This window comes from Methylomonas lenta, from assembly GCF_001644015.1.
Lineage (GTDB): Bacteria > Pseudomonadota > Gammaproteobacteria > Methylococcales > Methylomonadaceae > Methylomonas > Methylomonas lenta.
Genome location: NZ_LUUI01000161.1, coordinates 52,507 through 75,517, shown reverse-complemented (window position 1 = coordinate 75,517; position 23,011 = coordinate 52,507). Strand labels below are relative to the sequence as shown.

Sequence of the window (23,011 nt, the reverse complement as noted above, 5' to 3'; positions counted from 1 at the left end):
ATATTTACTAGGAGATTATCGTGAAAGTTCGTGCATCAATAAAACCAATTTGCAAAAATTGTAAAATCGTCAAAAGAAGTGGTGTTGTTAGAGTCATTTGCAAAGATGGCCGCCACAAACAACGTCAAGGTTAATTTTGTTCTTTAAAAGAATGATGTTATAATTATTAATTAACTTTAGATTCAAATTTTAGGAGTATCTGGATGGCTCGTATAGCCGGTATTAACGTAGCTGATCATAAGCACGCAGAGATTGCATTGACTGCTATATACGGGATTGGTAGGCAAACAGCAAAGCTTATCTGCGCTAAGGTTGGTATACAAACTACCGTAAAGATCAAGGATTTGTCTGAAGATCAAGTGGAGTCTATTCGTAAAGTAATCTCGGCAATGACTGTTGAAGGTGATCTTCGCAGAGAGGTTTCAATGAATATTAAGCGTTTGATGGATCTTGGTTGCTATCGAGGTATCAGACATAGAAGAGGTCTACCTCTTAGAGGTCAGAGGACCAGAACGAATGCAAGGACTCGTAAAGGCCCTCGAAAACCAGTTACTAAATAAAGTTTAAAAGGCAAGTTAATGGCAACCCAAAATCGTGTAAAAAAACGTATTAAGAAAGAAGTGGCTGATGGCATAGCCCACGTTCATGCTTCTTTTAATAACACCATTGTGACTATCACTGATAGAAAAGGGAATGCGCTTTCATGGGCAACCTCTGGTGGTTCAGGATTCCGTGGCTCTAGAAAAAGCACGCCTTTCGCTGCACAAGTAGCCGCGGAAAGAGCAGGCTTAGTTGCACAAGAATATGGCATGAAAAACCTTGATGTTATGATTAAAGGTCCAGGGCCAGGCAGGGAGTCTGCAGTTAGGTCTTTAAATAATCTAGGTTTTAAGATTTCAAATATTGTGGATGTCACACCGATTCCACATAATGGTTGCCGCCCGCCTAAAAAGCGTCGCGTTTAAGGTTTTGGAGTAAAAAATGGCAAGATATATCGGACCCTCATGTAAATTAAGTCGTAGAGAAGGAACTGACTTATTCTTAAAAAGCAGGGGTAAATCATTAGAAAGTAAGTGTAAACTTGACCAAAGACCTGGTCAGCATGGTGCTAAACGTACCCGTAACTCTGATTATGCATTACAGTTAAGAGCCAAGCAACGTTTACGTCGTATTTACGGTGTTTTAGAAAAGCAATTTAGAAACTACTATAAAGCAGCGGATTTGCAGAAAGGTGCAACCGGTCAAAACCTGCTTAATTATCTTGAGTCAAGACTCGATAATGTTGTTTATAGAATGGGTTTCGCATCTACACGTGCTGAAGCGAGACAGTTGGTTTCGCACAAGTCTATACTTGTAAACGACAGCCTTAATAACATTCCTTCTTATCAGGTTATTGTTGGTGATAAAGTTAGCATTCGTGAGAAAGCTAAAAGTCAGCAACGAGTAAAAGAAGCCCTGACTGTTGCAGAGCAATATGGACTTCCACAATGGATGGAAGTAAATGCCAAAGATATGAGTGGTGTTTTCAAGTCCCTACCTGATCGTGCCGACCTTGGCTCTGAGATTAATGAGCAGTTAGTTGTCGAGCTCTATTCTAAATAATTGATTTTAACTAATAATATGCAGAGTTCTATAGCAGGTTTGTTAAAGCCAAAACTAGTTGAGGTAGTGAGCCATTCAGCAAACCACTCAAGAATTGTAATTGAACCGCTTGAAAGAGGTTATGGTCATTCTCTCGGAAATGCTTTACGTCGCGTAATGCTTTCTTCTATCCCGGGTTGTGCTGTAACAGAAGTTTCAATTGCTGGTGTCTTACATGAATTTACCACTATTGAAGGTGTTCAAGAGGATGTCATAGACATTCTACTGAATCTGAAAAAGCTTTCTGTTATTTTGCATAATAAGGATGAAGTTACTTTATCACTTGTTAAATCAACCATTGGTAGCGTTACAGCAGCCGATATTGAAACAACAAGTAATGTTGAAATTGTTAATCCTGATTTAGTTATTGCAAATTTAACCCAAGATAAACCCTTTGATATCAAAATCAAGATAGAAAGAGGTAGGGGTTATGTTCCTGCATCTGTTCGTAAAGAACAAATTGAAGATACTCCAGTTGGGGTATTGTTCATCGATGCTGCTTTCAGTCCTATCGTCAAGGTTGCATATCACGTTGAGACTACTCGCGTAGAGCAACGCACTAATCTTGATAAGCTAGTGGTTGAACTTGAAACTAACGGCACTGTTGATCCAGAAGAAGTTATTAAGTTAGCAGCTTCGATTTTACATGATCAGCTTTCAGTGTTTGTTGATTTTGAGAAAGTAAAAGAGCAAGCACTTGAAGACGAAGTTATCGAAGAGGAAACCTTTGATCCAATTTTGCTAAGACCTGTTGATGATCTTGAGTTAACGGTACGCTCTGCTAATTGCCTTAAAGCGGAAAATATTTTCTATATAGGCGATTTGATTCAAAGAACTGAAGTTGAGCTGTTAAGAACTCCAAATTTGGGTAAAAAGTCGCTTACAGAAATAAAAGACATACTTGCAATTAAAGGCTTATCTTTGGGAATGAGACTCGAAAACTGGCCGCCAGAAAATCTTGTTGATCAATCCCAAATCGGTATTTAATATTTAAGGCTATTTAAAATGAGACATCGTAAATCAGGCAGACAACTTAATAAAAATAGTAGCCATAGAAAAGCTCTATTTGGAAATATGACTTGTTCTTTGTTCAAGCATGAATTAATAAAAACAACTCTGCCAAAAGCGAAAGAATTGCGCAGGATTGCTGAGCCACTTATTACCTTATCAAAAGAAGATTCAGTTGCTAAAAGACGAATTGCATTTTCTAGATTAGGTGATCGTGAAACAGTAACTAAATTATTTAATGAATTAGGCCCACGTTATCAAGAAAGACAGGGCGGTTATTTAAGAATTATTAAATGCGGTTTCAGACCAGGTGATGATGCACCTATGGCTTATGTTGAATTAGTTGACAGAGCATAATTATTTATAATTTGCTGGTGTAGCTCAGTTGGTAGAGCAGCTGATTTGTAATCAGCCGGTCGCGGGTTCGAGTCCCATCACCAGCTCCATATAAATTAAGGGTTTAGTTAGAGATAACTAAACCCTTTTTTTATTCAGCACAAACTTTCCGGTTGAATTAACGCTGACTAGCATCCGGTTTTATAGGGTAGTTATGAAAAAAGCCGGAAATTCCGGCTTTTTTATTACAGGATTATTTCAGCATATCCAATGCTTTTCCTGTGGCTTTTTCTGTTGCTTTACTTTTAACGGCTTCTATTGCTTCATCAGTCGTGGATGGCAGAGTGTTCATTGCAGGTGCCGTTTCGGTAGCCTTATCTGCTGCAGCATCTTTAACCGCTTCTTTCGTTGTGCTGGTTGCCGTTGCGGGTGCTGGGGCAACTTCAGGTTTAACTGCTTCTACTTTGGGTGCGATACCAGTTGTTTCAGTTTTAGGTGCTACATCAGCTGTACTCGGAGTAGCTGGTTCAACCTTAGGTGCAGCAACTGCTGCTTTGGTCGCCCCTTTAACAGATTTGGCGGTATCAACTGCTTCACTAGCTGCTTTCACATTTTTAACTGCGCCGGGAGCAACCGTAGTTGCTTTGTCTTTTATTAATTCTGTTCCAGTTGCTTCCAACAAAGAAGATCCAGCCAATACCGTGCTAGAAGCAAACAACAATGTAGTGAATATAATAGTTGTATTTTTCATGAATAATTCCTGGTGTTATTAATATAAGTGCCACTACAGGGTACCGTAAGTAATCTTAACTAAGCATTAAGATACAACTTGTTTTGCTATGCGCTCTAAGCTAGTGGTAACCAAGGTTTGAGCTCGAACCATATTAGCTGCTTCGGCGTAACAGCGTAATTCCGGAGCGTTGCCGGATGGGCGTAGATGTACGATTTCACCGTTTGCAAACGTCAAACGTAAACCATCAGTCACGTCTTTTTGCTGGATCGCACCTAGCTCTGAACCCCAAAGGCTTTTATAAGCCGAATCATCGTTTTGTAACTGTTCCAACAGGGCTCTGCTGGCGGCAACCGGAAAATCCTGTAAGCGATCACTAGCGGTATAGCGCTTTGGCAGGTTGTTGCTTAAGGTTGATAGCTTAACATTTTGCTGTTTGGCCATAGCTAACAAAACTAGAGCCGGTAAAACGGCATCGCGAGTGGGTAATGCGGTTAATATCTGATCTGCTACTCGTAAACCTTTGCCTGCCAAGAAGCCGCCATTGGCTTCAAAACCTGCCACACTTTGGCTTCCAGCTTGCTCGGCTTGCTCCATGCCGGCGATCACATAGGGCGAGCCGATACGTGTGCGCAGCACCTGTTGGAATAAACCTGAAGCTTCGATAGCCGTGTTGCAACTGACTGGAGTAACGACGGTATCTGCAACTAAAAATTGCGCGCATAACAAACCAACGATGTCGCCTCGCAACCAAGTACCGGTTTCATCGGCAATCAGCGGTCTGTCGCCGTCACCGTCGGTGGAAATGATCGCATCCAACTGATATTCTTGCGCCCAGGCCAAGCCACGTTGGCGGTCTTCTTCACTGACGGCTTCGGTGTCAATAGGCACAAATGTTTCGGTACGGGCTAAGCTAATCACCTCTGCACCCAAGCTGCTGAGTACCTCGCGTAAACAATCGCGGGCCACGCTGGAATGCTCGTAGATTCCAATCCGCCAGCCGCTTAACATGTCCGCTGCGAATAAGTCGGTATAACGATGATTGTATTGCCTTAACGCATCAGGGTTGAGAGTCGGCATGCTGCCATGGTCAATAATGTCATCTAATTCCACGGTGGCTTGCGAAATGGCGACTTCATCAGCTTTACTGATTTCACCTTCCGCCCGATAAAATTTGATGCCGTTACGGTCGAACGGAATGTGGCTGCCTGTCACCATAATCGCCGGTAGGTTGAGCGACATGGCATAAAAAGCCAGTGCCGGAGTAGGCAAAGCACCGCAAAACACGGCTTCACAACCGGCCTGATTTATCGCCGCTGCACAGGCACGAACGATGGCTGGACTGGAGGGACGCAGGTCCATGCCCAAGGCAATCTTTTGCCCCGGCTTGGTCAAGTTCAGACCGTGTAAAAAAGCTAAAGTGTAGGCTGCGCAAACCTGATCGGTCATTTGGTTGACCAGTCCGCGCGCACCGCTGGTACCGAATGCGACGCCGCTTTCGGACATCATATTTTGGATGTTGATTTTTGTCATAATGGAAATATCACTGAGTCAGAAAGTGTAAAAATTTCTGACAGTTTATAGCCTTGGGCAAAACCCTGCCACATCGGTTGTGGATGGTTGCGTCTGATAAGCGTGGTGGTGATTTAAAAGACGCCCTCCTTGGCGTCAAAACGGCATCGTAAAATAGTTGCCGTTAAAAGCATAGATTTATGCGATTTGTTTACGACGCGCTACGCCCAGCAAGCCTACTAAACCACTGCCAAACAGCCAAACAGCGGTCGGTACCGGAACTGAGGAAACCGGGCTTTGACTGTAAGCATAGGCTTGGGCGTACAGGTTGCCTGTCACAGTATGTATGCCGTCGCTGAAGATGGCCATGCTGAAGGTGCCGGATTGATTGAATGGGCCGTCATAAACTGTGTCTTGAAAGTAAGACGTATTGGCCGAACCGTTGTTGCCATTGCCGTCAGCGAAATAGCCCGAAACATAAATTTCAGAGTTGGCGTAATCACTGTCGTTATTACCTGTACTGGTGCCGGTGGCTGACCAGTCCAGGGTAATCAAGGCAATACCCTTGCCTGTCATCTGAAAATAGCCATTATTCATAGAGTAGGCATGCGCGTAATTGTAAGCGCTTAAGTTCGAACTGTTTGATTGGCTGGCGGCATACGCATTCAAATCGTCACTATCTCTCAGGCTGCTACTTTGCGCATATAGGGTCGAAGTGTTGGTCGAAAGAGTGCTGCTAAAGTCGGATGCAGTTTGATAGTCATACTGCGAATCGTAAGGGTCAGCCGTGTAAGCAGTGGAGGATACGCCATCGTATTCCTGAGTCCAAAGCAGATTGGGTGCGTTGGTATTGAAAGACATGTCAAAATATTGAATCGTCAAACTGTCCCAGTCGATATGCGCCGAGGCGGAAGACGATGCAGTTGCAGTTTGTGCGCTGCCGGCCAGGGCGGTTGTTAATGCGGCTAAGAGAATTTTTTTCGAAAAAACACTCATGTGTTGAAGCTCCATAAAAATACTTGGTTGGAATATCTCTCTTTAGATTGTGAGGCTATAAGAAATAGCCGGACTTACCAAGCCAAAAGTCAGGCAAGCGAAAATAGCAAAAAATAGGCCAATGAATATAATTCCTTTATGATCATGCTGTTATTTTGTTGCCATGCTAAATTTAAGCAGTTAACGCTGATAAAGTGTAAAAAATCCTGACAGTCTGTTTGGGCGTTAGAGTAATAGCTGCTTAGGATGGCATTTAGCTAAAAACTAGCAAGTGCTGTCGTCAGAATTGCTCAAGCCACTATCTAACGATTTTTATCCGCCTTTATTTGCCGGTCTGGGCTGGTTTCGGTTGTTTTTCGGCGACTGATGCTCGCTAAACGGAGTCGAAGCGGATACTACGTATTACGCCGTGTTGTTTGGTATTGATGTACCATCAGATACTCGGGAGGTTTTTATGGCAAGATTCGTAATGTAAAAAAATTCGACAGTTGGCTATCAAAACGGGTAGCAGGATTGCGCTAAACATGTGCCCCCTTTACAAACGAGGGGTGAATAGTTGTCTAACTCTGCACAATCCGAATTCCGGGAAGTTATTAGCGGTCAAATCATTAACGTTTACGGCCGCCGCCGAGTAACGAACCCAAAATGCCACGAATCAACTGTCTACCCACTTCGCTGCCTATGCTGCGGGCGGCGCTATTGGCGGCGGATTCGAGTACGCCTTGCCGCTTACCGCCGCGTGGGCCGGTACTGCCCAACAAAATCTCTGCCAGATCAAAGCCGCTGTCTGTGGTTTGTTGCTTGGCCGTTACAGATTGAGCTTGCTGGGTTGCTTGTGCGGCGCGGCCTTTCAAAATCTCGTACGCAGATTCACGATTGATCTGTTTTTCGTAATGGCCGTAAATCACCGAGTTTTCAATCGCTTGCCGGCGTTCGCTGTCACTGGCCGGGCCGATGCCGGAACAGGGCGGCTTGATCAATGCCCGCTCGACGGGTTGCGGTATGCCTTTTTCATCCAGAAACGACACCAGCGCCTCGCCGACGCCCAGTTCGGTAATGGCGGTTTCCACATCCAGTCCAGGGTTGCTTCTAAAGGTTTCTGCGGCGGCTTTGACGGCTTTTTGATCTCTTGGGGTAAACGCGCGCAAAGCATGTTGCACCCGGTTGCCGAGTTGTCCCAGAATTACATCCGGAATATCCAGCGGGTTTTGGCTGACGAAATATACGCCAACGGCTTTGGAGCGAATCAGCCGCACCACTTGTTCGATTTTTTGCAACAAGGCCGGTGGCGCATCGTTAAACAGTAAATGGGCTTCGTCGAAGAAAAATACCAGTTTGGGTTTGTCCAGATCGCCGGCTTCCGGCAGATTTTCGAACAGCTCGGACAGCAGCCAAAGCAACAAGGTGGCGTAGACGCGCGGCGAGTTGTATAGCGTGTCGGCGGCCAAAATGTTAATCACCCCGCGACCATCTTCGGTTTGCAGCAAGTCGTTAAAATCCAGCGCTGGCTCGCCGAACAGTTTTTCGCCGCCCTCGTGTTCCAGTTGCAACAAACCGCGCTGAATGGCGCCGACACTGGCGGCGGAAATGCTGCCGTACTCGCTACGTAGTTCAGATGAATTATCCGCAGCAAATTGCAGCATGGCCCGCAAGTCTTTCAAATCCAATAATAGCCAGCCGTTGTCATCGGCAATTTTAAAGGCGGCAGTCAATACGCCTGCCTGGGTATCGTTTAGATTCAGCATTCGGGCCAGTAGTAACGGCCCCATCTCTGAAATGGTGGAACGCAGGGGATGGCCTTTCTCGCCGAACACATCCCAAAACACGGTAGGTGCTGCGTGGTAATTAAAATCGGCAAGGCCCAATTCCTTGACTCGGGCTTCCACTTTACTGTTGCCGCCGCCCGCCCGGCAGATGCCGGATAAATCACCTTTCACGTCAGCCATGAACACCGGCACGCCGATGTTGGAAAAGCTTTCCGCCAGGGTTTGTAGGGTAATGGTTTTGCCGGTGCCTGTCGCGCCGGCAATCAGGCCGTGACGATTCGCCATGGCGGGTAAAATGCAGAGTTGGTCTGCTGCTGATTGGGCGATAACGAGCGGCTCTGTCATGATGATTTTCCTAAAAACCAATAAAATAAACAATGCAAACCATACCATGCTTGCACCGTATTGGCATCATGGAGACAGTCTAGCTCCTACCTGATTCAGGTTTAAGACATACCACCGATTGCGGAAGCTAAGCGGACTCTATGGAAAAACCGTACTTTCAGGTTTAGCCGTTTGCACACGATTCAGCTCAAAACATGGCATAGGCATAGGCTGGTAGTGTTGAAGTGTTTAAATTAAGCAGCCTGAAGAGAAAAATAGTCCAATTAATAACGACGCAAAAAGTCGACTTCTAAAGATCTTTCAGGACCGTCTTGCCTTTATCAATTTGTGCTTGGATGATATTTACCTCCAATTGCAAGGCTTTTTTCATCTCCACATCCTGGCAGGCGTTTAACATTTTTTTTATTTTGTTTTCTTTGACTTTCAACTTTTTGATAACACCTTCAATCTCCTCAAACCGCTTCTTTTTTTTCTTTTTATCGGCATTAAAAAAATCTTGTAATCGACTTAATAATTTAATTTTATTCATAGTCTAGTGCCGGCTTGGATTTAAGACTTCTAGAAGTTCGTGATCGGTCAAGGCTAATTCCTTCTCTGCCTTCACTGAATCAGTAGCATAGTTAATGAATACGGTTTCTGCCATGCTAAGCAGATTGCTCTGGATGTCATAGACATAGGCATTATCGTTCAGTAAAGATGTGCCCGCTTCGGCGCTTATTTTGTGTTCCCGGATCAGGTTTTCTATAATTTCGATAGCAGTCTGGCGTTGTTCCTTGATGCGCCCCTTAAGCATATCCATCGACAACAACGGTAATTCATCGACAACTTCGCTGTTTTTTATTTTCCCTAACTCGCGGATGACCATCGCCACCTGGTACCGTATACGATGATATTCATCAACCAAATAATGGTTGTAAGAGCGATTTTGCTTTAACAGGTTTTTCTGCAAATGCTTCACGCCTTTTACGGCTTCCACCAATTGCAGGTTGGCGTCGCGTAACCAGTGTAAGCGGCCTGATTGTTGCATTTCCCAGGTAAATCGCGCTTGGCTTACAAATTCGATAATTGCACTGTACAAACCTTTGATATTGCGTTCATAAGCCTCATCTATATCGTAATCCTTAATTACTGGATATTTGTTGATCACTTCATCGAGGTCTTGCTCGGAATATACATCACGCCTATGCAGGCCGATAGCTTTCAGAATGATATGGCTGGCATTCTCATATAAATGCCTGGTTTCTTGATATACCGACTCAACTGCCGTATCGGGATACTGCAGAGCGGATACTGTCAGAAAGCGCGGAAGATCGACAGTGGCCTTTTTTTCCTGCATCACTTTTTCAAGAAATCGAGCCATTGGCTCACACACTGGTAACATTATGATGACGCCTACCAGATTGAATACGGTATGAAACATGGCTAACTTCAAAGTGTAATCATCTGTGGCGATACCGGCATAGTGACAAAGAACATCAACCAACCAAACGAACTGGTCTAACAAAACGATCGCCAGTACCCCGGTAAATACATTGAACAGCACATGGGCCCCGGCCAAACGCTTACCCTTGATATTGGCACCTAAGGCACCCAAAATTGCGGTAATTGTAGTGCCTATATTGGAGCCTATCGCCAGCGCCAGTGCATTTTCATAGCTAATCTGTTGACTAGCAAGTGCTGCAATAATCAATACCATCGTTGCACCGCTGGCTTGAATGATCACAGTGATGACAATTCCAACCAGGACATAAGTCAACAAGCCGCGCATGCCGATCATGGCATATTGGCTTAGGTCTATATTCCCCTTGAAGGCATCAAAACCGTCTTTCATGTATTGGATGCCAAGAAACAAAAAGCCTAGGCCCAGCAGGATTTGACCTATGCCTTGCAGATTTTTCTGTTTGGTTAATTGCAATATGACGCCAAATACCAATAGCGGCATGGCATAGCCAGCAATATCGACCTTGAGGCCAAAGCCGGCTACTAACCATGCTCCAGTCGTAGTGCCAAGATTTGCACCAAATATAATGCCTATGCCCGCGGCTAAATCCAGTAAGCCAGCACTGATAAATGAGATAACTAGCACCGACAATAAAGAACTGGACTGCATCAAAGTGGTAGTGGTTATACCAAACAGCAAGCGTTTAATGGTGCTGTCAGTAGTATTACGAAGTATGCGTTCTAGCGTGCCACCGGTAAAAGCCTTAAAACCCTGTTGCAAAGACAGCATGCCGAACAAAAAAATCGCAATACCGGCAACTATGGTTTTAAAGTCCGCGCTTAGCCAGAAACCAAGCGCCAACAAGCCGAGAAGCAAAAAAAACAGGCTGTTTTTAATCATCTGATGTTTCCTTAACTTGCAGGATCCAATTGACCGCGCCATGGCTTACAACTAAGAAAGACCACGCGTGCATTGACCTTACGGAAGCGGGTGGTCAAAAAGCCCATAAATTGGCTGCTGACGCGATACGATAAGAGCCTCTTATATGAAACAGACGACGGTTATGGGTTATCCTTATTGGTGCGCTCAAGGCAACAGCATGCCGCGAATCGCAAAATAAATCAGACCCGCCATGACGCCCGATAGTGGGACTGTTATCAGCCATGCGGCAGCGATTCGATACAGATGTGAGCGCTTTACCAATTGTTGGCGGTAGACTTTTTGCAGGCTTTTCCGCTCCTGCCTGGTCAACAAGCTGGCTTCTTGCAGCTTCGCCTGTTGTTTCAACGATTTAAGCATCAAACCTTTTTCATCGATCGAAGCATTTCTGAACGCTTTTAAAAAAGCTTCAACTTGTTCGGGATCGCTGTTTTCATGATGAAGACTGATTTCTTCCATCCGCTTTGCGTTACTGTGTTTCAAATATTCCCTTAAGAAGCCAACACCAAACACCGCGCCGACAGCCGTATGAGTTGAACTTACCGGTAAACCCAATTGGCTGGCAAAGATAACGGTGATCGCCGCCGATAACGCGATGCAAAACGCGCGCATTTTGTCCAATTCGGTAATTTCGCTGCCAACGGTTTTAATCAATTTCGGGCCGTATAAAGCCAAACCGATAGAGATGCCCGTCGCACCGACCAGCATTACCCATAAAGGTATTGGCGCTTTGCTAGCGATACCGTGTTGAAGCACCGCGTCATTGATCGCAGCAAGCGGCCCTACCGCATTGGCGACGTCGTTAGCACCATGTGCGAAACTCAACAAAGCTGCCGAACAAATTAATGGCAACGTGAACAGGGTATTGACGCTTTCCTTGTTATCGGCCATTTGCATAGAACGGCGTCCGATGTTGTTTTTAACAATGAAATAGATGGTAGTTGCAATTGCTAAGCCGATGATGGTCGCCGTCGTGGTATCGATTTTCCAGACATGGGTGACGCCTTTTAACAGGATATAGACCGAAAAAGCCCAGCTCATGATTGCAATCAAAACTGGAACCACCCGCGTTGCGGCAGCCAGCATATCTTGCTGATAGGTGATTTTGCGTTTGATGATGAAAAGAAAAAGCGCGGCGAATATACCGCCCAACAGTGGAGAAATGACCCAGCTGGCTGCGATCTTGCCCATCACCGGCCAATTGGCGATATGTAAGCCACCGGCAGCCAAGCCCGCACCCAGTACGCCACCGACAATGGAGTGCGTAGTGGAAACCGGTGCATTCAAATAGGTGGCAATATTCAACCAAATCGCAGCCGCTAACAGTGCAGCCATCATCAGCCAAATAAAGGTATCGGAGTTGCCAAGCATATCGATTTTGATGATGTCGCTTTTGATCGTGCTAACCACGTCTCCGCCGGCGAGCAAGGCGCCCGAGGCTTCGAATATGGCGGCAATGACAATCGCACCGGCCATCGACAAAGCTTTGGAACCTACGGCTGGGCCCACATTATTAGCTACATCGTTGGCGCCAATGTTAAGCGCCATATAACCACCAAATACGGCCGCCGCAGTCAGTAAATAATGGCCTTCGAAAGCTTGTGTGCTTGCCGCGACATATAATAATACTGAAATGATAAAGATCAGCGACAAGCCTACCCTGAAAATTTCTTTTCTCGAGGTAAAACTGGCATCCGCGATTTGGTTAATGTCTTTTAGATCCACTCACCTACTCCATCCAGATAATGATTTAAACAACCATTTTAACCGAATGCAGCCAACTAGGTTGGGTGCGCTTTTTGTCCCTCGCTGATGAACTGGAATTAACCGAGTGCTGTACAGATAAGCGTTGCTGTCTCTAGCAAAATTTGTGGCTATTTTCCGTGAACATGGCTTTTGTGGGTTCAATGGTTTCTGGCACCACAATCACCTGAGCAAAGCCACCGCCGGGGGTACGGAAGTTGGTGGTTTGGCCTTGGTAAAGCCGGGCACAGGTGGACTGGATTTGGCCGTGGTATACGTAATTGCGCAAATCCAGTTTCAGTTCGATAGCTTGATTTCCCAGTTGCAATTGGCGTTCACTGGGTTGTACCAGGGTTTGCGCCACGTAATCTTTTTGCAGTATTTCGTTAAACACACGTTTGGTTAATTTGTCGCCGCGATAAGCCGCTTTACTTCCGTAGCCTTTGGCCGGTTTAAAAAATAGCTGTTTACGTTGTTGCCAGAGGCTTTCGGCGTCGTCTTGATTCACGAGAATGGTTTTGGCAATGCCGTCTAACAAAATGGCTTGCGTCGCGGTATCGACGCCGATGGCTTGTAAGGCTTCGGGGTCGGTCAAAAGGGCTAGATTGCGTTTGTCGGCATACAAAGCGTGATTTTGCGGGTGCGGGGTGACGGTAACCGCGCCGGCCAGATAGGCGTCCAGCAAGGTTTGCTGCTGCGGCTGCTCCAGGGCAAAATCAGTCAGGCGGTTATACACCAGGTCGATAACGGTTTCGCCATGCCATAGCTTTCCCTCCCGATAAGTCAGCTCGGCGGGATCGCAAATCACTGCATTGATTTGATGTTTGGCGAACAGGTTTTGAAACAACAGAAATTCAGGCAGCATGTATTGCTGTTGTGGCTGTTCGTCGACAATGGCGATGGTTCTCAAAGCTTGTAAATGACCTTCCAATCGCCATTCAGCCTGAAACATGTTGATAAAAGTCTGTTCTACCGTGGAGGTAGAGCTTGGAAAGTTCAGTTGGCAAGGGCAGTTGTCGCAGGTGTTGTGGGCCTTGCTAAGCAATAGATTGATCAAAGCACCACCGGCATTGCTGTTGATTTCGATCAGGCGTGGGCCGCTTTCGTCCAGGTGAAAATCGTAGCCCAAAAACACCCCGCGGGCCTTGGGGTGAAACCGGGCCGATTTTGGCGCGTAAGCCAATACGCGTTGCTGATAGGTTGGCATGGCGATGACGCGTTCTATGGCCGCTATGATGTCGCGCTGTTTTTGCAGGCTGCTTTCGGCTACAAACACTGCCACATCAGAAATAAAATGCGGTCTATCCTCAACAACCATTTGATAAAGGACTTCACCATCCGGTTGTGCCAATAATTCTTTTCGCAGCTGCTGCCGATTGAGTGATACGCAATGACAATCCTGATTGAGTTGTTCGGCACGTTGAAGGCCTAAGTGATTATCGAAAACTGTCATGCAGGAAAGAATACCGTATAAAAATAAAACCGCTGGCGCAGTAAATTGCAGCAGCGGTTATTAGTTGAGTTGGATGAAATCAGTCGCGGAAATTGTTGAATTGCAGGGGTTGGCCTACATCTTCGCTACGCAGCATTTGTATCACTTCTTGTAGGTCATCACGCTTTTTGCCTGTGACGCGCAATTTGTCGCCATTGATGGCCGCTTGCACCTTCATTTTTTTGTCTTTAATCAGTTTGACGATTTTTTTAGCCATATCGCTTTCTATGCCTTGCTTTAAGGCAATAGATTGTTGGGCGGTTTTACCGGTGTCCTGGATTTTACCGCTCTCCAGGCTGGCAAGGTCGATGCCGCGCTTACCCATTTTGGCATATAGAATCGGCAGCATTTGCTGCAGTTGGAAGGTTGATTCGGCTTTCATGATGATGTTGTCATCCTGCTTCTCGAAGCTGGCGTTACTGCCTTTGAAATCAAAGCGGGTGGTGACTTCTTTGTTAGCCTGGTCAATGGCATTGGACACTTCGTGACTGTCCAGTTCGGAGACGATATCGAAAGAGGGCATGGTCTTGATTTGTAAGTGGAAAAGGGCGGCTCACTATAATGGTGATACGGGCTGAATTCAACCTCTATTCTGCTAAGCGGCATTCTGAAGCCGATTAGGTTACACTGATTTGGTCGTATTTTAGTAACAGGTGGGGAGAAAATCATGAAACGTATATTAAAACAAAGCTTAGGTCTTACTTGTATTTTGCTGTTCAGTGGCGGGCTGCTGACCGGGTGTGATTCTAAGCCAAAATCGTCTAGCGGTACTATGGTCAGTGTGCAAAAGTATGAAAAAGTTAAGACTTTGCATGGCTTGGTGACAAATGATGATGGACCGATCAAAACCGGGATTATCAAAGCACTCACTGAATCAGGACAGGAATTGTCTCAAACACAATTAGATGGTAGTTCGCAATATAGTCTGGATGTGCCGGCAGGGACCGTATTGCCTATCGTTTTAGGGTATTACCCAACTGCTGACGCCAGTGACAATCCGCTAATGATCTCGGCGGTGGTGCATGCCGGGGCTAGCAAATTCGACATTAATCAATTGAGTACCCGCATCGCAGAACAAGCTAAAGCCTTTGGCGGTTATACGCATAAAAACTTGGTGCGAGCAGCGGAAGAGTCCGGTACCGTGCCAGCCAGCAATAAAACCACTGCCGGCTTCCGGGGTGATCCGACCACGCAATATGGTGGTTGGCATTAACACAGTCGCTTTCCTGGCGATTGAGTTGGGCGGTAGGCTAATGTTTTCTTTGACTTATCCTGGTTTATCGTTAGACTTTTTGCAACGGAAACTGGGTGGTTTGATCGTTAATTGCGGATGACTCGGCTGATTATGGATGATTTTTCAAATAATAAAATAATAAGGGGAATCACATGAAACAGTATGGTGCTGAGTTTTTTGGAACTTTTTGGTTGGTCTTGGGTGGTTGCGGTAGCGCGGTTATATCGGCGGCTTTTCCGGAAGTTGGTATTGGCTTGTTAGGTGTGGCGTGCGCTTTTGGTCTAACCGTATTGACCATGGCATTTGCGATTGGACATATTTCGGGTTGTCATTTAAATCCAGCAATTTCGATTGGATTGTGGGTCGGTGGACGCTTTCCGGCTAATAAGCTGGCCCCTTATATTGCTGCGCAAGTACTGGGTGGTATTGTGGCGGGCGGTGTGTTGTATTTAATTGCCAGTGGTAAAGCCGGGTTTGATGTGTCTGCCGGATTTGCTTCCAATGGTTATGGCGAGCACTCGCCAGGTGGTTATTCGCTGTTATCGGCTTTGGTTTCCGAGGTCGTGATGACGATGATGTTTTTGCTAGTGATTTTTGGCGCTACCGATCCTCGTGCACCGCAGGGTTTTGCGCCCATCGCGATCGGATTGTGTTTGACTTTGATTCATCTGATTAGTATTCCTGTCACCAATACCTCGGTCAACCCTGCGCGTAGCACGGCAACAGCTATTTTTGTGGGCGACTGGGCTTTGGGCCAATTGTGGTTGTTTTGGGTTGCACCCATTTTAGGTGCTGTGATTGGCGCTTATGTATATCGTTTTTTAGGTAAAGAAGACGCGGCCTAACTAAGGCTTAAAGCTAAAAAGGGCGCAACGCTGTACGTTGCGCCCTTTTTTTAGCAAACTTTAATCATATTTCGCATTCTGGCATTAATGAACTGCGCCAGAATTGGCCTTCTTTTTCAAATAATCGGCGGCTTTCCACTGGTCCCCAGGTGCCGGCCTGATAAGTCGGGATGTAATCGCGTTCGGTAGCCCAAGTTTGCAGAATGGGGTCGATAATGCGCCAGGCGGCTTCAACTTCATCGAAGCGTAAAAACAGTGAACGGTCACCTTGTATTACATCCAGTAATAAATCCTCATATGCATCTACGTGGCGTTGGTCGGGTTGGCGAAACTCGGTATCCAGACTGGCGGTGTGTGTGCGCATTTCCAGGCCGGCGTCTTTGACGATCATTTCAATGCGAATGCACTCTTCCGGTTGGATGCCTAAGATGACCCAGTTGGGGTTCATGCAGCTAATGTGGGTGCCTTGAAAAAACTGTAACGGTGGGTGGCGGAAGCAAATAGAGATACTGGATTGTCCTGCCGCCATGCGCTTACCGGTACGCAGATAAAAAGGCACACCGCGCCAGCGCCAGTTATCGATATTCAGTTTCAGTGCTGCGTAAGTCTCGGTGGTGCTATCAGCTGGGATATTGTCTTCTTCCAGATAAGCGTTAACTTTTTTACCGTTGATGTTGCCTTTGGCATATTGACCACGGAAGGCATGCGCATGGACTGCGGATTTAGGAATGGGGCGTATGGATTTCAGGACTTTAACTTTTTCATCCCGCAGGGCTTCGGCATCCATGGCTATTGGCGGCTCCATGGCAACCAACGTTAGCAATTGTAGTAAATGGCTTTGCAACATGTCGCGCATGGCGCCGGCCGTATCATAATAACCGCCGCGGGTACTGATACCCATGTCTTCGGCATGGGTAATCTGGATGTGGTCAATGTAATTGCGATTCCATATTGGTTCCAGCATGATATTGGCAAAGCGAAATACCAGCACGTTTTGCACCATGCCTTTGCCTAAATAATGGTCGATGCGGTAAATCTGATCTTCTGTTAAATAGCGTTCCAGGCGTTTTTGCAGAGCTTGAGCGCTTTCTAAGTCATAACCAAAAGGTTTTTCAATTACCACTCGGCGCCAGCCGTATTCTTCCGATAATAGAGCAACTTCGCTGAGCGATTCGATGACATGACCGAAATCATCGGGGCCGATGGCCAAATAAAAGGCAATATTTCTAGGAAAATGTTCGGCCTCGTTATTTAGCGTGGTTGCCAATTGTTGATAGCATTGCGCATCATCCAGATCACCGCGGTGATAAAACAAACGCTCACTAAAGCGGCTAAATACGGTTTCATCTAATTTACCGCCGAATTTTTCCACCAGCATCGTGCGTACTTCACTTAGCCATTTTTCTCTATCCCATGGTCTGCGGCCTACGGCGACGATGCGGGTGCCTTCCGGGAGTTTATTTTCCATGTCCAGGTGATAAAACCCGGGCATCAGTTTGAGTCGAGCCAGATTCCCGGTTGCACCGAAAATTACATAGGTGCAGGATTCATAGGTCATGAGGTGTACTCCTTTTTTAGCTGTTTGATTTGATTTTAAGCGGTTAATGATGGTCGGAAAACAATAAACTTTTAGGTGTTTTTTTACCGGCTGTTTTCAGCAAAGCCATAGTATTGAATGGATAAATTCTACGAAATACGATTTTGCAATAAGGGGTATCTTTGCCGCGAATTTTGTAGTAAAAACAAAACAATCATCGTATCCGTGGCCGATAAATGATACGACAAGCTGTTGAATCAAACTCATAAAAAAAGTACAGGAGGCTGAGATGGCAAAATTTGAAGAACTAATGAATGTGATGAAAACCATGGAGTCTAGCGAAATTGCCATGGTGTTATTGCTGGTGGGCGTGATTCTGATACTACTGATTTTTAGTGCGATCAAGCGAGGTGACAATAAAAATAGTCCCCAGGGGCGTGAATCGCAAAGAACTGCGCCTACATTCGAGTCTTTGTCGCCACTTCCGGATGAAAAACCAAGTCAAGATCAATCGGTTGGTTCGGCGCTAAAACCCGCACCGGACCCGCAAATTGAGGCTGAAATTAACCCGTTAGACAGCTTAGAGGCTGAAGCCAAAGTTCAGTTTGTGGTTAGCAACCTGCCGTCTAGTGAAGTCCCGCAAGATTCTATTTTGAGACGTCATTATGATGCTTTGCACAAAGTAATGGCTGTTTCCAATGTATCGCCAGTTGTGCAAGAATCGCTTGCCGAAGACAGTTGCTCGTCTATTAAGAGCGCAATCGAACAAGCTGTTATCAAACAAACTCAAACAACTGCTACAAAAGCGACGGCAATTGATCAATTTGTTGTCAGCGGCACAGCAAGCGTGCCTGAAGATTCAGTGCTTAAACGGCATTTTATCCAGCAAATAAAAACAGAAATTCAGAATGGAATGTCACCTCGGCCTAGTGATTCTGTGTTGCAGCGACATTACGATAGTCATATTCGTTATGAGTTGGAAAAGCGCTTTGCAAGTTGATCATTTTATTGCCATATGACAGGATTATTTGAATATGTTGTTAGGTCTTTGCCAGTGAAGTTTAGTAAACTGCCGGTTGTTATTAATATAGTTATATAGAGATTGACCATGACTTATTGTATCGCAGTATCGGTCAACGATGGATTGGTACTGACTTCGGATTCAAGAACCAATGCAGGCATCGACAATGTAAGTGTGCACTGTAAAATGCATATGCTGCCGACCATTGATGATCGAAAAATCATACTGCTAAGCGCTGGTAATCTCGCCACTACACAGGCTGTGCTGGATCAGTTACGGCGCGATATTAAAGATAATAGTGAAACTAATCTCAACAATGTAAAGTATCTTTCCGAGGCTGCTGAGTATTTGGGGCATGTGAGTGTGGCAAAACAACATCGCCACGCGAGCACTGGTCAGAATAGCTTTTACCCTTCAGCGACTTTTTTGTTAGCCGGGCAAATCGAAAATGAGCCTCATGGGATTTATTTGGTTTATCCAGAAGGCAATTACATCACCTCATCCAAGCAAACTCCCTATTTACAAATTGGTGAAAACAAATATGGAAAACCAGTACTGGATCGATTTTTGAAAATTGATACTTCGCTGGATGAAGTGGCGCGTTGCTGTTTGATTTCAATGGATTCAACCATGCGTAGCAATGCCGGCGTCGGGCCGCCGGTGGATCTGCTGGAATACCGCAAGGATAGTTTCGTGCTGAACGAATATTACAGATTTGAGGAAGACGATCAATATCTGATCCAAATGCGCCGTATTTGGCAGGAAAAGCTCTCCGAAGGGTTTGCTGCCATGCCGCAACTCAATAGCTGCGACGCGCAGCCCTTTCCTAGTCCTTATCAATAAGTTGTACTGATCGGCTCTGTTGCTGATCAGTGCATGGTTTTTAGTAGGCTCACCGATTTGGTGCGGATGCACAAACTAATTCTCCTATTTGGTGCAGCCTATAAGTCTTGTTGCCCATTTTGAAGACTAAGCCACTGTAATTTTGCAGTGGCATATCAATTGCTTATTAATATGATATGAATACGAAGCCTAACCAAAACTACTTTAACGAAATGCATCACGACAATGGCGCGGTGCGTGACATTTATCAACGTTATGCGCATTGGCTGGCAAAATTGTCAGAAGGCACCATGGAGCGCAAAAGTGCAGAAGCTGAATTGCTGTTTAGGCGTCTGGGGATTACTTTTGCCGTGTACGGGGAGACAGCCGGCTCTGAGCGACTGATTCCATTCGATATTGTGCCGCGTATTTTTGGCGCCAAAGAATGGGCTCGCCTGGAAATGGGTATTAAACAGCGAGTACGAGCATTAAATGCCTTTTTGCACGATATCTATCACGACCAGGAAATTATTAAGGCCGGGGTGATGGATGCACACCAGATTTTGGATAATGCGCTGTATTGCAAGTACATGCAGGGTGTCGATCTACCCAATCAGGTCTATGCGCATATTGCCGGTGTTGATTTGGTGCGGGTGGCTGAGAATGACTTTTATGTGTTAGAAGATAACTTGCGCACACCATCCGGGGTTTCCTATATGCTGGAAAACCGTAACACCATGATGCGTTTGTTCCCGGAATTGTTTGCTAGTCATTTAGTGGAACCGGTGGAACATTATCCGCAAATGCTATTAGATACTTTACGCGAGTCTGCACCCTTGAATGTGTCGGACCCAACCATCGCAGTGATGACGCCCGGATCTTACAACAGCGCTTATTTTGAACACGCCTTCCTTGCCAGTCAAATGGGGGTGGAATTGGTCGAAGGGCAGGATTTATTCGTACACCGGCAAAAAGTTTACATGTACACCACCGAAGGGCCACAGCAAGTTCATGTGATTTATCGCCGAGTGGATGATGATTTTCTCGATCCACTGGCTTTTCGCCCTGATTCTGCTTTGGGTGTGCCGGGTTTGCTGGATGCTTATCGTAGTGGCAATGTTACTCTGGCTAATGGCGTGGGTACGGGTGTAGCAGATGATAAATCCACCTATCTGTACGTGCCGGAAATGATCCGCTTTTACCTGGGTGAAACACCTTTACTCTCTAATGTACCCACTTGGCGTTTAAGTGAAACTGAAGATTTGAAATACGTGATGGCACATTTGCCGGAATTGGTAGTTAAGGAGGTACAAGGATCGGGTGGTTACGGTATGTTGGTGGGGCCGACCAGTTCAAAAGACGAAATAGAAGCTTACAAACAACGTATTTTGCTCGACCCGGCAAATTTTATTGCCCAGCCGACACTGGCATTGTCAACTTGCCCAACCATGGTCGAATCCGGCGTAGCGCCCCGGCATGTTGATTTACGCCCGTTTGTCCTTTCTGGTAAAGAGATACGTTTGGTGCCGGGTGGATTAACTCGGGTAGCGTTACAGGATGGTTCGCTGGTGGTTAACTCATCGCAAGGTGGTGGCACCAAAGACACTTGGGTTTTGGAGGACTAAATCATGTTAGCTCGTACTGCTGAAAACTTATTTTGGATGGCGCGCCACATCGAACGGGCTGAAAATACAGCACGGGTGTTGGATGTGGCGCATCGCTCAGCCTTATTGCCTTTGGATATCGAAGGTGCTGAAGCCTATCTGTGGTACGCACCTTTAAATATTACCGGTTGTGCTGCGAGTTATGAAGAAAAATATGGCTTGGCTCAGGCTGATAATGTGACTCATTTTATGGCGTTAGACCCTGAGAACCCAGGCAGTATTTACAGTTGCTTGAAATTAGCCAGGGAAAATGCCCGTTCTGTGCGGGGTGCGATCACCTCGGAAATGTGGGAAGTGATTAACTCTACCTGGCTGGAGCTTAATCGGATGACCTGGAATATGGACTCCGATAAGTATCATGATTTTTTTGACTGGGTCAAAGATCGCTCCCATTTGTTTCGTGGTGTTACTTTGGGTACGATTTTAAAAGATATGGCGCTGAGTTTTATAAAACTGGGCACTTTTTTGGAGCGGGCCGATAATACCGCCCGCATACTCGATGTGAAATATCACATCTTGTTACCGAGCGTGCATGATGTCGGCGGCGCGGCGGATTATTATCAATGGGGTTCATTACTTCGGTCGGTCAGTGCCTTTGAAGCCTACCGTAAGATCTATCGCGATGTGCTTTCGCCGATGCGGGTTGCCGAGTTACTGGTGTTACGAGAGGATATGCCGCGCTCTTTACATGCCTGCATGAACGAAGTGGAAGCCGCATTACTGGACATTAATGGGAGTTCGGGGCGCGAAGCACGTAGGCTTGCTGGCGAGCAACACGCAGCCCTGCATTTTGGTTTAATTAAAGACGTGTTTTCCCAAGGCTTGCATGAATACCTCACAGATTTTCTAGCCAGCACAGCTGTATTGGGGCGTGAAATTCGTTCCTCCTATCTATCTCGGCGTGACCAAATAGTGCCCACTAGTTTGCGGAGAACTTCTGCACAAATGCAATGAACTTGCAAAATAAAATAGAGAAATGACTTATTGTGTTGCTTTGAAATTAAATGCCGGCTTGGTGTTTGCCTCTGATTCGCGCACCAATGCCGGCGTAGATCAGATTGCCTGTTTTAAAAAAATGCGCAGTTTTGTCAATGCGGATGATCGGGTGATTGTGATTTTGAGTTCCGGTAATCTGTCAATTACTCAAAATGCCATTAATTTATTGGAACAGCATGGTCGCCACGCAGAACGCCGTAATATCTGGAATGCTGAAACCATGTTCGATGTCGCGCAATTGCTGGGTGAGTCATTGCGTGAAGTGCGCAAGCACGACAGTGTTTTTCTGGCTCAGAGTAATGTTGATTCCGGTGCCAATTTTATTGTCGGTGGGCAGATTAAAGGCGAGGATATGCGTCTTTTCATGGTCTATGCCGAGGGTAATTTCATCGAGGCTGGCGAAGAAACGCCGTTTTTTCAGATTGGTGAAACCAAATATGGTAAGCCCATCATTGACCGGGTCATTACGCCGGAAACGCCGCTTAGCGATGCCGTGAAATGTGTATTGGTATCGTTTGATTCCACCATGCGCAGTAACTTATCGGTGGGATTGCCTATCGATTTGGCCTGTTATACCGCATCCAGTCTGCAACTGGGTTTTCAGCAACACATTACCCAGGATGACCCTTATTTTTCCCAGATTAGTCGGCGTTGGAGTGATGGTTTAAAAGGTGTGTTTGCATCACTGCCTAACCCGGAGTGGTTGACGGATATTGATATAAACAGTGACTCTTCTGAATAGCGTGAATAGCGATTAGATACAACATAAAATTTAGTTTGGACTGCATGCAGTGGAGTCCATGATTTGATTTTGTATGGTCAGGTTGGGCTAAGCATGAGCTACTTGAGGTAAGAAGAACGGCAAAAGTTTACCTGTCCTCAACAAATAGTTATCAAGCTAATCCTTAGGGCTAAATTTAAGATTAAAAATTTCTGACTGCCT

23 protein-coding genes and 1 tRNA gene are annotated in these 23,011 nt (G+C 45.8%); 14 read left to right on the top strand and 10 right to left on the bottom strand.

Annotated elements, in window-relative coordinates; translation table 11 throughout:
- Positions 1–20: 20 nt before the first annotated feature.
- The 7 genes from rpmJ to A1359_RS20465 all read left to right on the top strand — a co-directional run bounded on the left by rpmJ (position 21) and on the right by A1359_RS20465 (position 3,095).
- Positions 21–134: a 50S ribosomal protein L36 gene (gene rpmJ, locus A1359_RS22125; RefSeq protein ID WP_083960745.1), complete on the top strand. Its 114-nt coding sequence runs from the start codon at positions 21–23 to the stop codon at positions 132–134.
- A 69-nt stretch (positions 135–203) separates the two neighbouring features.
- The gene (gene rpsM, locus A1359_RS20490; RefSeq protein ID WP_066987850.1) at positions 204–560 is read left to right on the top strand and encodes a 30S ribosomal protein S13; all 357 of its coding nucleotides are present in this window, start codon (positions 204–206) and stop codon (positions 558–560) included.
- Positions 561–578: 18 nt separating this feature from the next.
- On the top strand, positions 579–965 hold the full coding sequence (gene rpsK / locus A1359_RS20485; protein WP_066987848.1) for a 30S ribosomal protein S11: 387 nt from the start codon (positions 579–581) through the stop codon (positions 963–965).
- Between the two features lie 16 nt (positions 966–981).
- Positions 982–1,602: a 30S ribosomal protein S4 gene (gene rpsD / locus A1359_RS20480; protein ID WP_066987846.1), complete on the top strand. Its 621-nt coding sequence runs from the start codon at positions 982–984 to the stop codon at positions 1,600–1,602.
- An 18-nt stretch (positions 1,603–1,620) separates the two neighbouring features.
- The gene (locus A1359_RS20475; RefSeq protein WP_066987901.1) at positions 1,621–2,628 is read left to right on the top strand and encodes a DNA-directed RNA polymerase subunit alpha; all 1,008 of its coding nucleotides are present in this window, start codon (positions 1,621–1,623) and stop codon (positions 2,626–2,628) included.
- Between the two features lie 18 nt (positions 2,629–2,646).
- Positions 2,647–3,006 (top strand): 50S ribosomal protein L17, encoded by a 360-nt coding sequence (rplQ, locus tag A1359_RS20470; protein ID WP_066987843.1) that lies wholly within the window; start codon positions 2,647–2,649, stop codon positions 3,004–3,006.
- A gap of 13 nt (positions 3,007–3,019) precedes the next feature.
- A tRNA-Thr gene (locus tag A1359_RS20465) sits at positions 3,020–3,095 on the top strand.
- Positions 3,096–3,238: 143 nt separating this feature from the next.
- On the opposite strand, the gene A1359_RS20460 is transcribed toward A1359_RS20465, so the two are convergent.
- The 9 genes from A1359_RS20460 to A1359_RS20420 all read right to left on the bottom strand — a co-directional run bounded on the left by A1359_RS20460 (position 3,239) and on the right by A1359_RS20420 (position 14,472).
- Positions 3,239–3,736 carry a hypothetical protein gene (locus A1359_RS20460; protein ID WP_066987841.1) on the bottom strand — a complete coding sequence of 166 codons (498 nt, stop codon included), beginning with the start codon at positions 3,734–3,736 and terminating at the stop codon, positions 3,239–3,241.
- A 66-nt stretch (positions 3,737–3,802) separates the two neighbouring features.
- Positions 3,803–5,248, bottom strand: a complete 1,446-nt coding sequence (locus A1359_RS20455; protein ID WP_066987839.1) for a phosphomannomutase — start codon at positions 5,246–5,248, stop codon at positions 3,803–3,805.
- Positions 5,249–5,425: 177 nt separating this feature from the next.
- On the bottom strand, positions 5,426–6,223 hold the full coding sequence (locus A1359_RS20450) for a VPLPA-CTERM sorting domain-containing protein (protein ID WP_066987837.1): 798 nt from the start codon (positions 6,221–6,223) through the stop codon (positions 5,426–5,428).
- Positions 6,224–6,831: 608 nt separating this feature from the next.
- A complete protein-coding gene (locus tag A1359_RS20445) occupies positions 6,832–8,334 on the bottom strand; it encodes a helicase HerA-like domain-containing protein (RefSeq protein ID WP_066987899.1) in 1,503 nt (500 codons plus the stop codon).
- 289 nt (positions 8,335–8,623) lie between these two features.
- On the bottom strand, positions 8,624–8,863 hold the full coding sequence (locus A1359_RS20440; protein WP_066987835.1) for a hypothetical protein: 240 nt from the start codon (positions 8,861–8,863) through the stop codon (positions 8,624–8,626).
- A gap of 3 nt (positions 8,864–8,866) precedes the next feature.
- Positions 8,867–10,675: a Na/Pi cotransporter family protein gene (locus tag A1359_RS20435; protein ID WP_066987833.1), complete on the bottom strand. Its 1,809-nt coding sequence runs from the start codon at positions 10,673–10,675 to the stop codon at positions 8,867–8,869.
- A 186-nt stretch (positions 10,676–10,861) separates the two neighbouring features.
- On the bottom strand, positions 10,862–12,439 hold the full coding sequence (locus tag A1359_RS20430; RefSeq protein ID WP_066987831.1) for an inorganic phosphate transporter: 1,578 nt from the start codon (positions 12,437–12,439) through the stop codon (positions 10,862–10,864).
- 133 nt (positions 12,440–12,572) lie between these two features.
- Positions 12,573–13,910, bottom strand: a complete 1,338-nt coding sequence (locus A1359_RS20425; protein WP_066987829.1) for a hypothetical protein — start codon at positions 13,908–13,910, stop codon at positions 12,573–12,575.
- Between the two features lie 79 nt (positions 13,911–13,989).
- Positions 13,990–14,472: a YajQ family cyclic di-GMP-binding protein gene (locus A1359_RS20420; protein ID WP_066987828.1), complete on the bottom strand. Its 483-nt coding sequence runs from the start codon at positions 14,470–14,472 to the stop codon at positions 13,990–13,992.
- A 144-nt stretch (positions 14,473–14,616) separates the two neighbouring features.
- On the opposite strand from A1359_RS20420, the gene A1359_RS20415 reads away from it, so the two are divergent.
- Together A1359_RS20415 and aqpZ are read left to right on the top strand one after the other, a co-directional pair.
- Positions 14,617–15,162 (top strand): hypothetical protein, encoded by a 546-nt coding sequence (locus A1359_RS20415; RefSeq protein ID WP_066987826.1) that lies wholly within the window; start codon positions 14,617–14,619, stop codon positions 15,160–15,162.
- 173 nt (positions 15,163–15,335) lie between these two features.
- A complete protein-coding gene (gene aqpZ, locus A1359_RS20410; RefSeq protein ID WP_066987824.1) occupies positions 15,336–16,028 on the top strand; it encodes an aquaporin Z in 693 nt (230 codons plus the stop codon).
- 64 nt (positions 16,029–16,092) lie between these two features.
- On the opposite strand, the gene zwf is transcribed toward aqpZ, so the two are convergent.
- Positions 16,093–17,586: a glucose-6-phosphate dehydrogenase gene (zwf, locus tag A1359_RS20405; RefSeq protein WP_066987822.1), complete on the bottom strand. Its 1,494-nt coding sequence runs from the start codon at positions 17,584–17,586 to the stop codon at positions 16,093–16,095.
- 268 nt (positions 17,587–17,854) lie between these two features.
- On the opposite strand from zwf, the gene A1359_RS22120 reads away from it, so the two are divergent.
- The 5 genes from A1359_RS22120 to A1359_RS20380 all read left to right on the top strand — a co-directional run bounded on the left by A1359_RS22120 (position 17,855) and on the right by A1359_RS20380 (position 22,810).
- Positions 17,855–18,565 (top strand): hypothetical protein, encoded by a 711-nt coding sequence (locus A1359_RS22120; protein ID WP_083960744.1) that lies wholly within the window; start codon positions 17,855–17,857, stop codon positions 18,563–18,565.
- Positions 18,566–18,673: 108 nt separating this feature from the next.
- Entirely contained in the window at positions 18,674–19,429 is a 756-nt protein-coding gene (locus A1359_RS20395) for a peptidase (protein ID WP_066987820.1), read from the top strand.
- Positions 19,430–19,605: 176 nt separating this feature from the next.
- Complete coding sequence (locus A1359_RS20390) at positions 19,606–21,033, top strand: circularly permuted type 2 ATP-grasp protein (protein ID WP_066987818.1); 1,428 nt, start codon at positions 19,606–19,608, stop codon at positions 21,031–21,033.
- A 3-nt stretch (positions 21,034–21,036) separates the two neighbouring features.
- Positions 21,037–22,026 (top strand): alpha-E domain-containing protein, encoded by a 990-nt coding sequence (locus tag A1359_RS20385; protein WP_066987816.1) that lies wholly within the window; start codon positions 21,037–21,039, stop codon positions 22,024–22,026.
- Positions 22,027–22,048: 22 nt separating this feature from the next.
- Complete coding sequence (locus A1359_RS20380) at positions 22,049–22,810, top strand: proteasome-type protease (RefSeq protein WP_066987814.1); 762 nt, start codon at positions 22,049–22,051, stop codon at positions 22,808–22,810.
- The last annotated feature ends 201 nt before the right edge of the window (positions 22,811–23,011 follow it).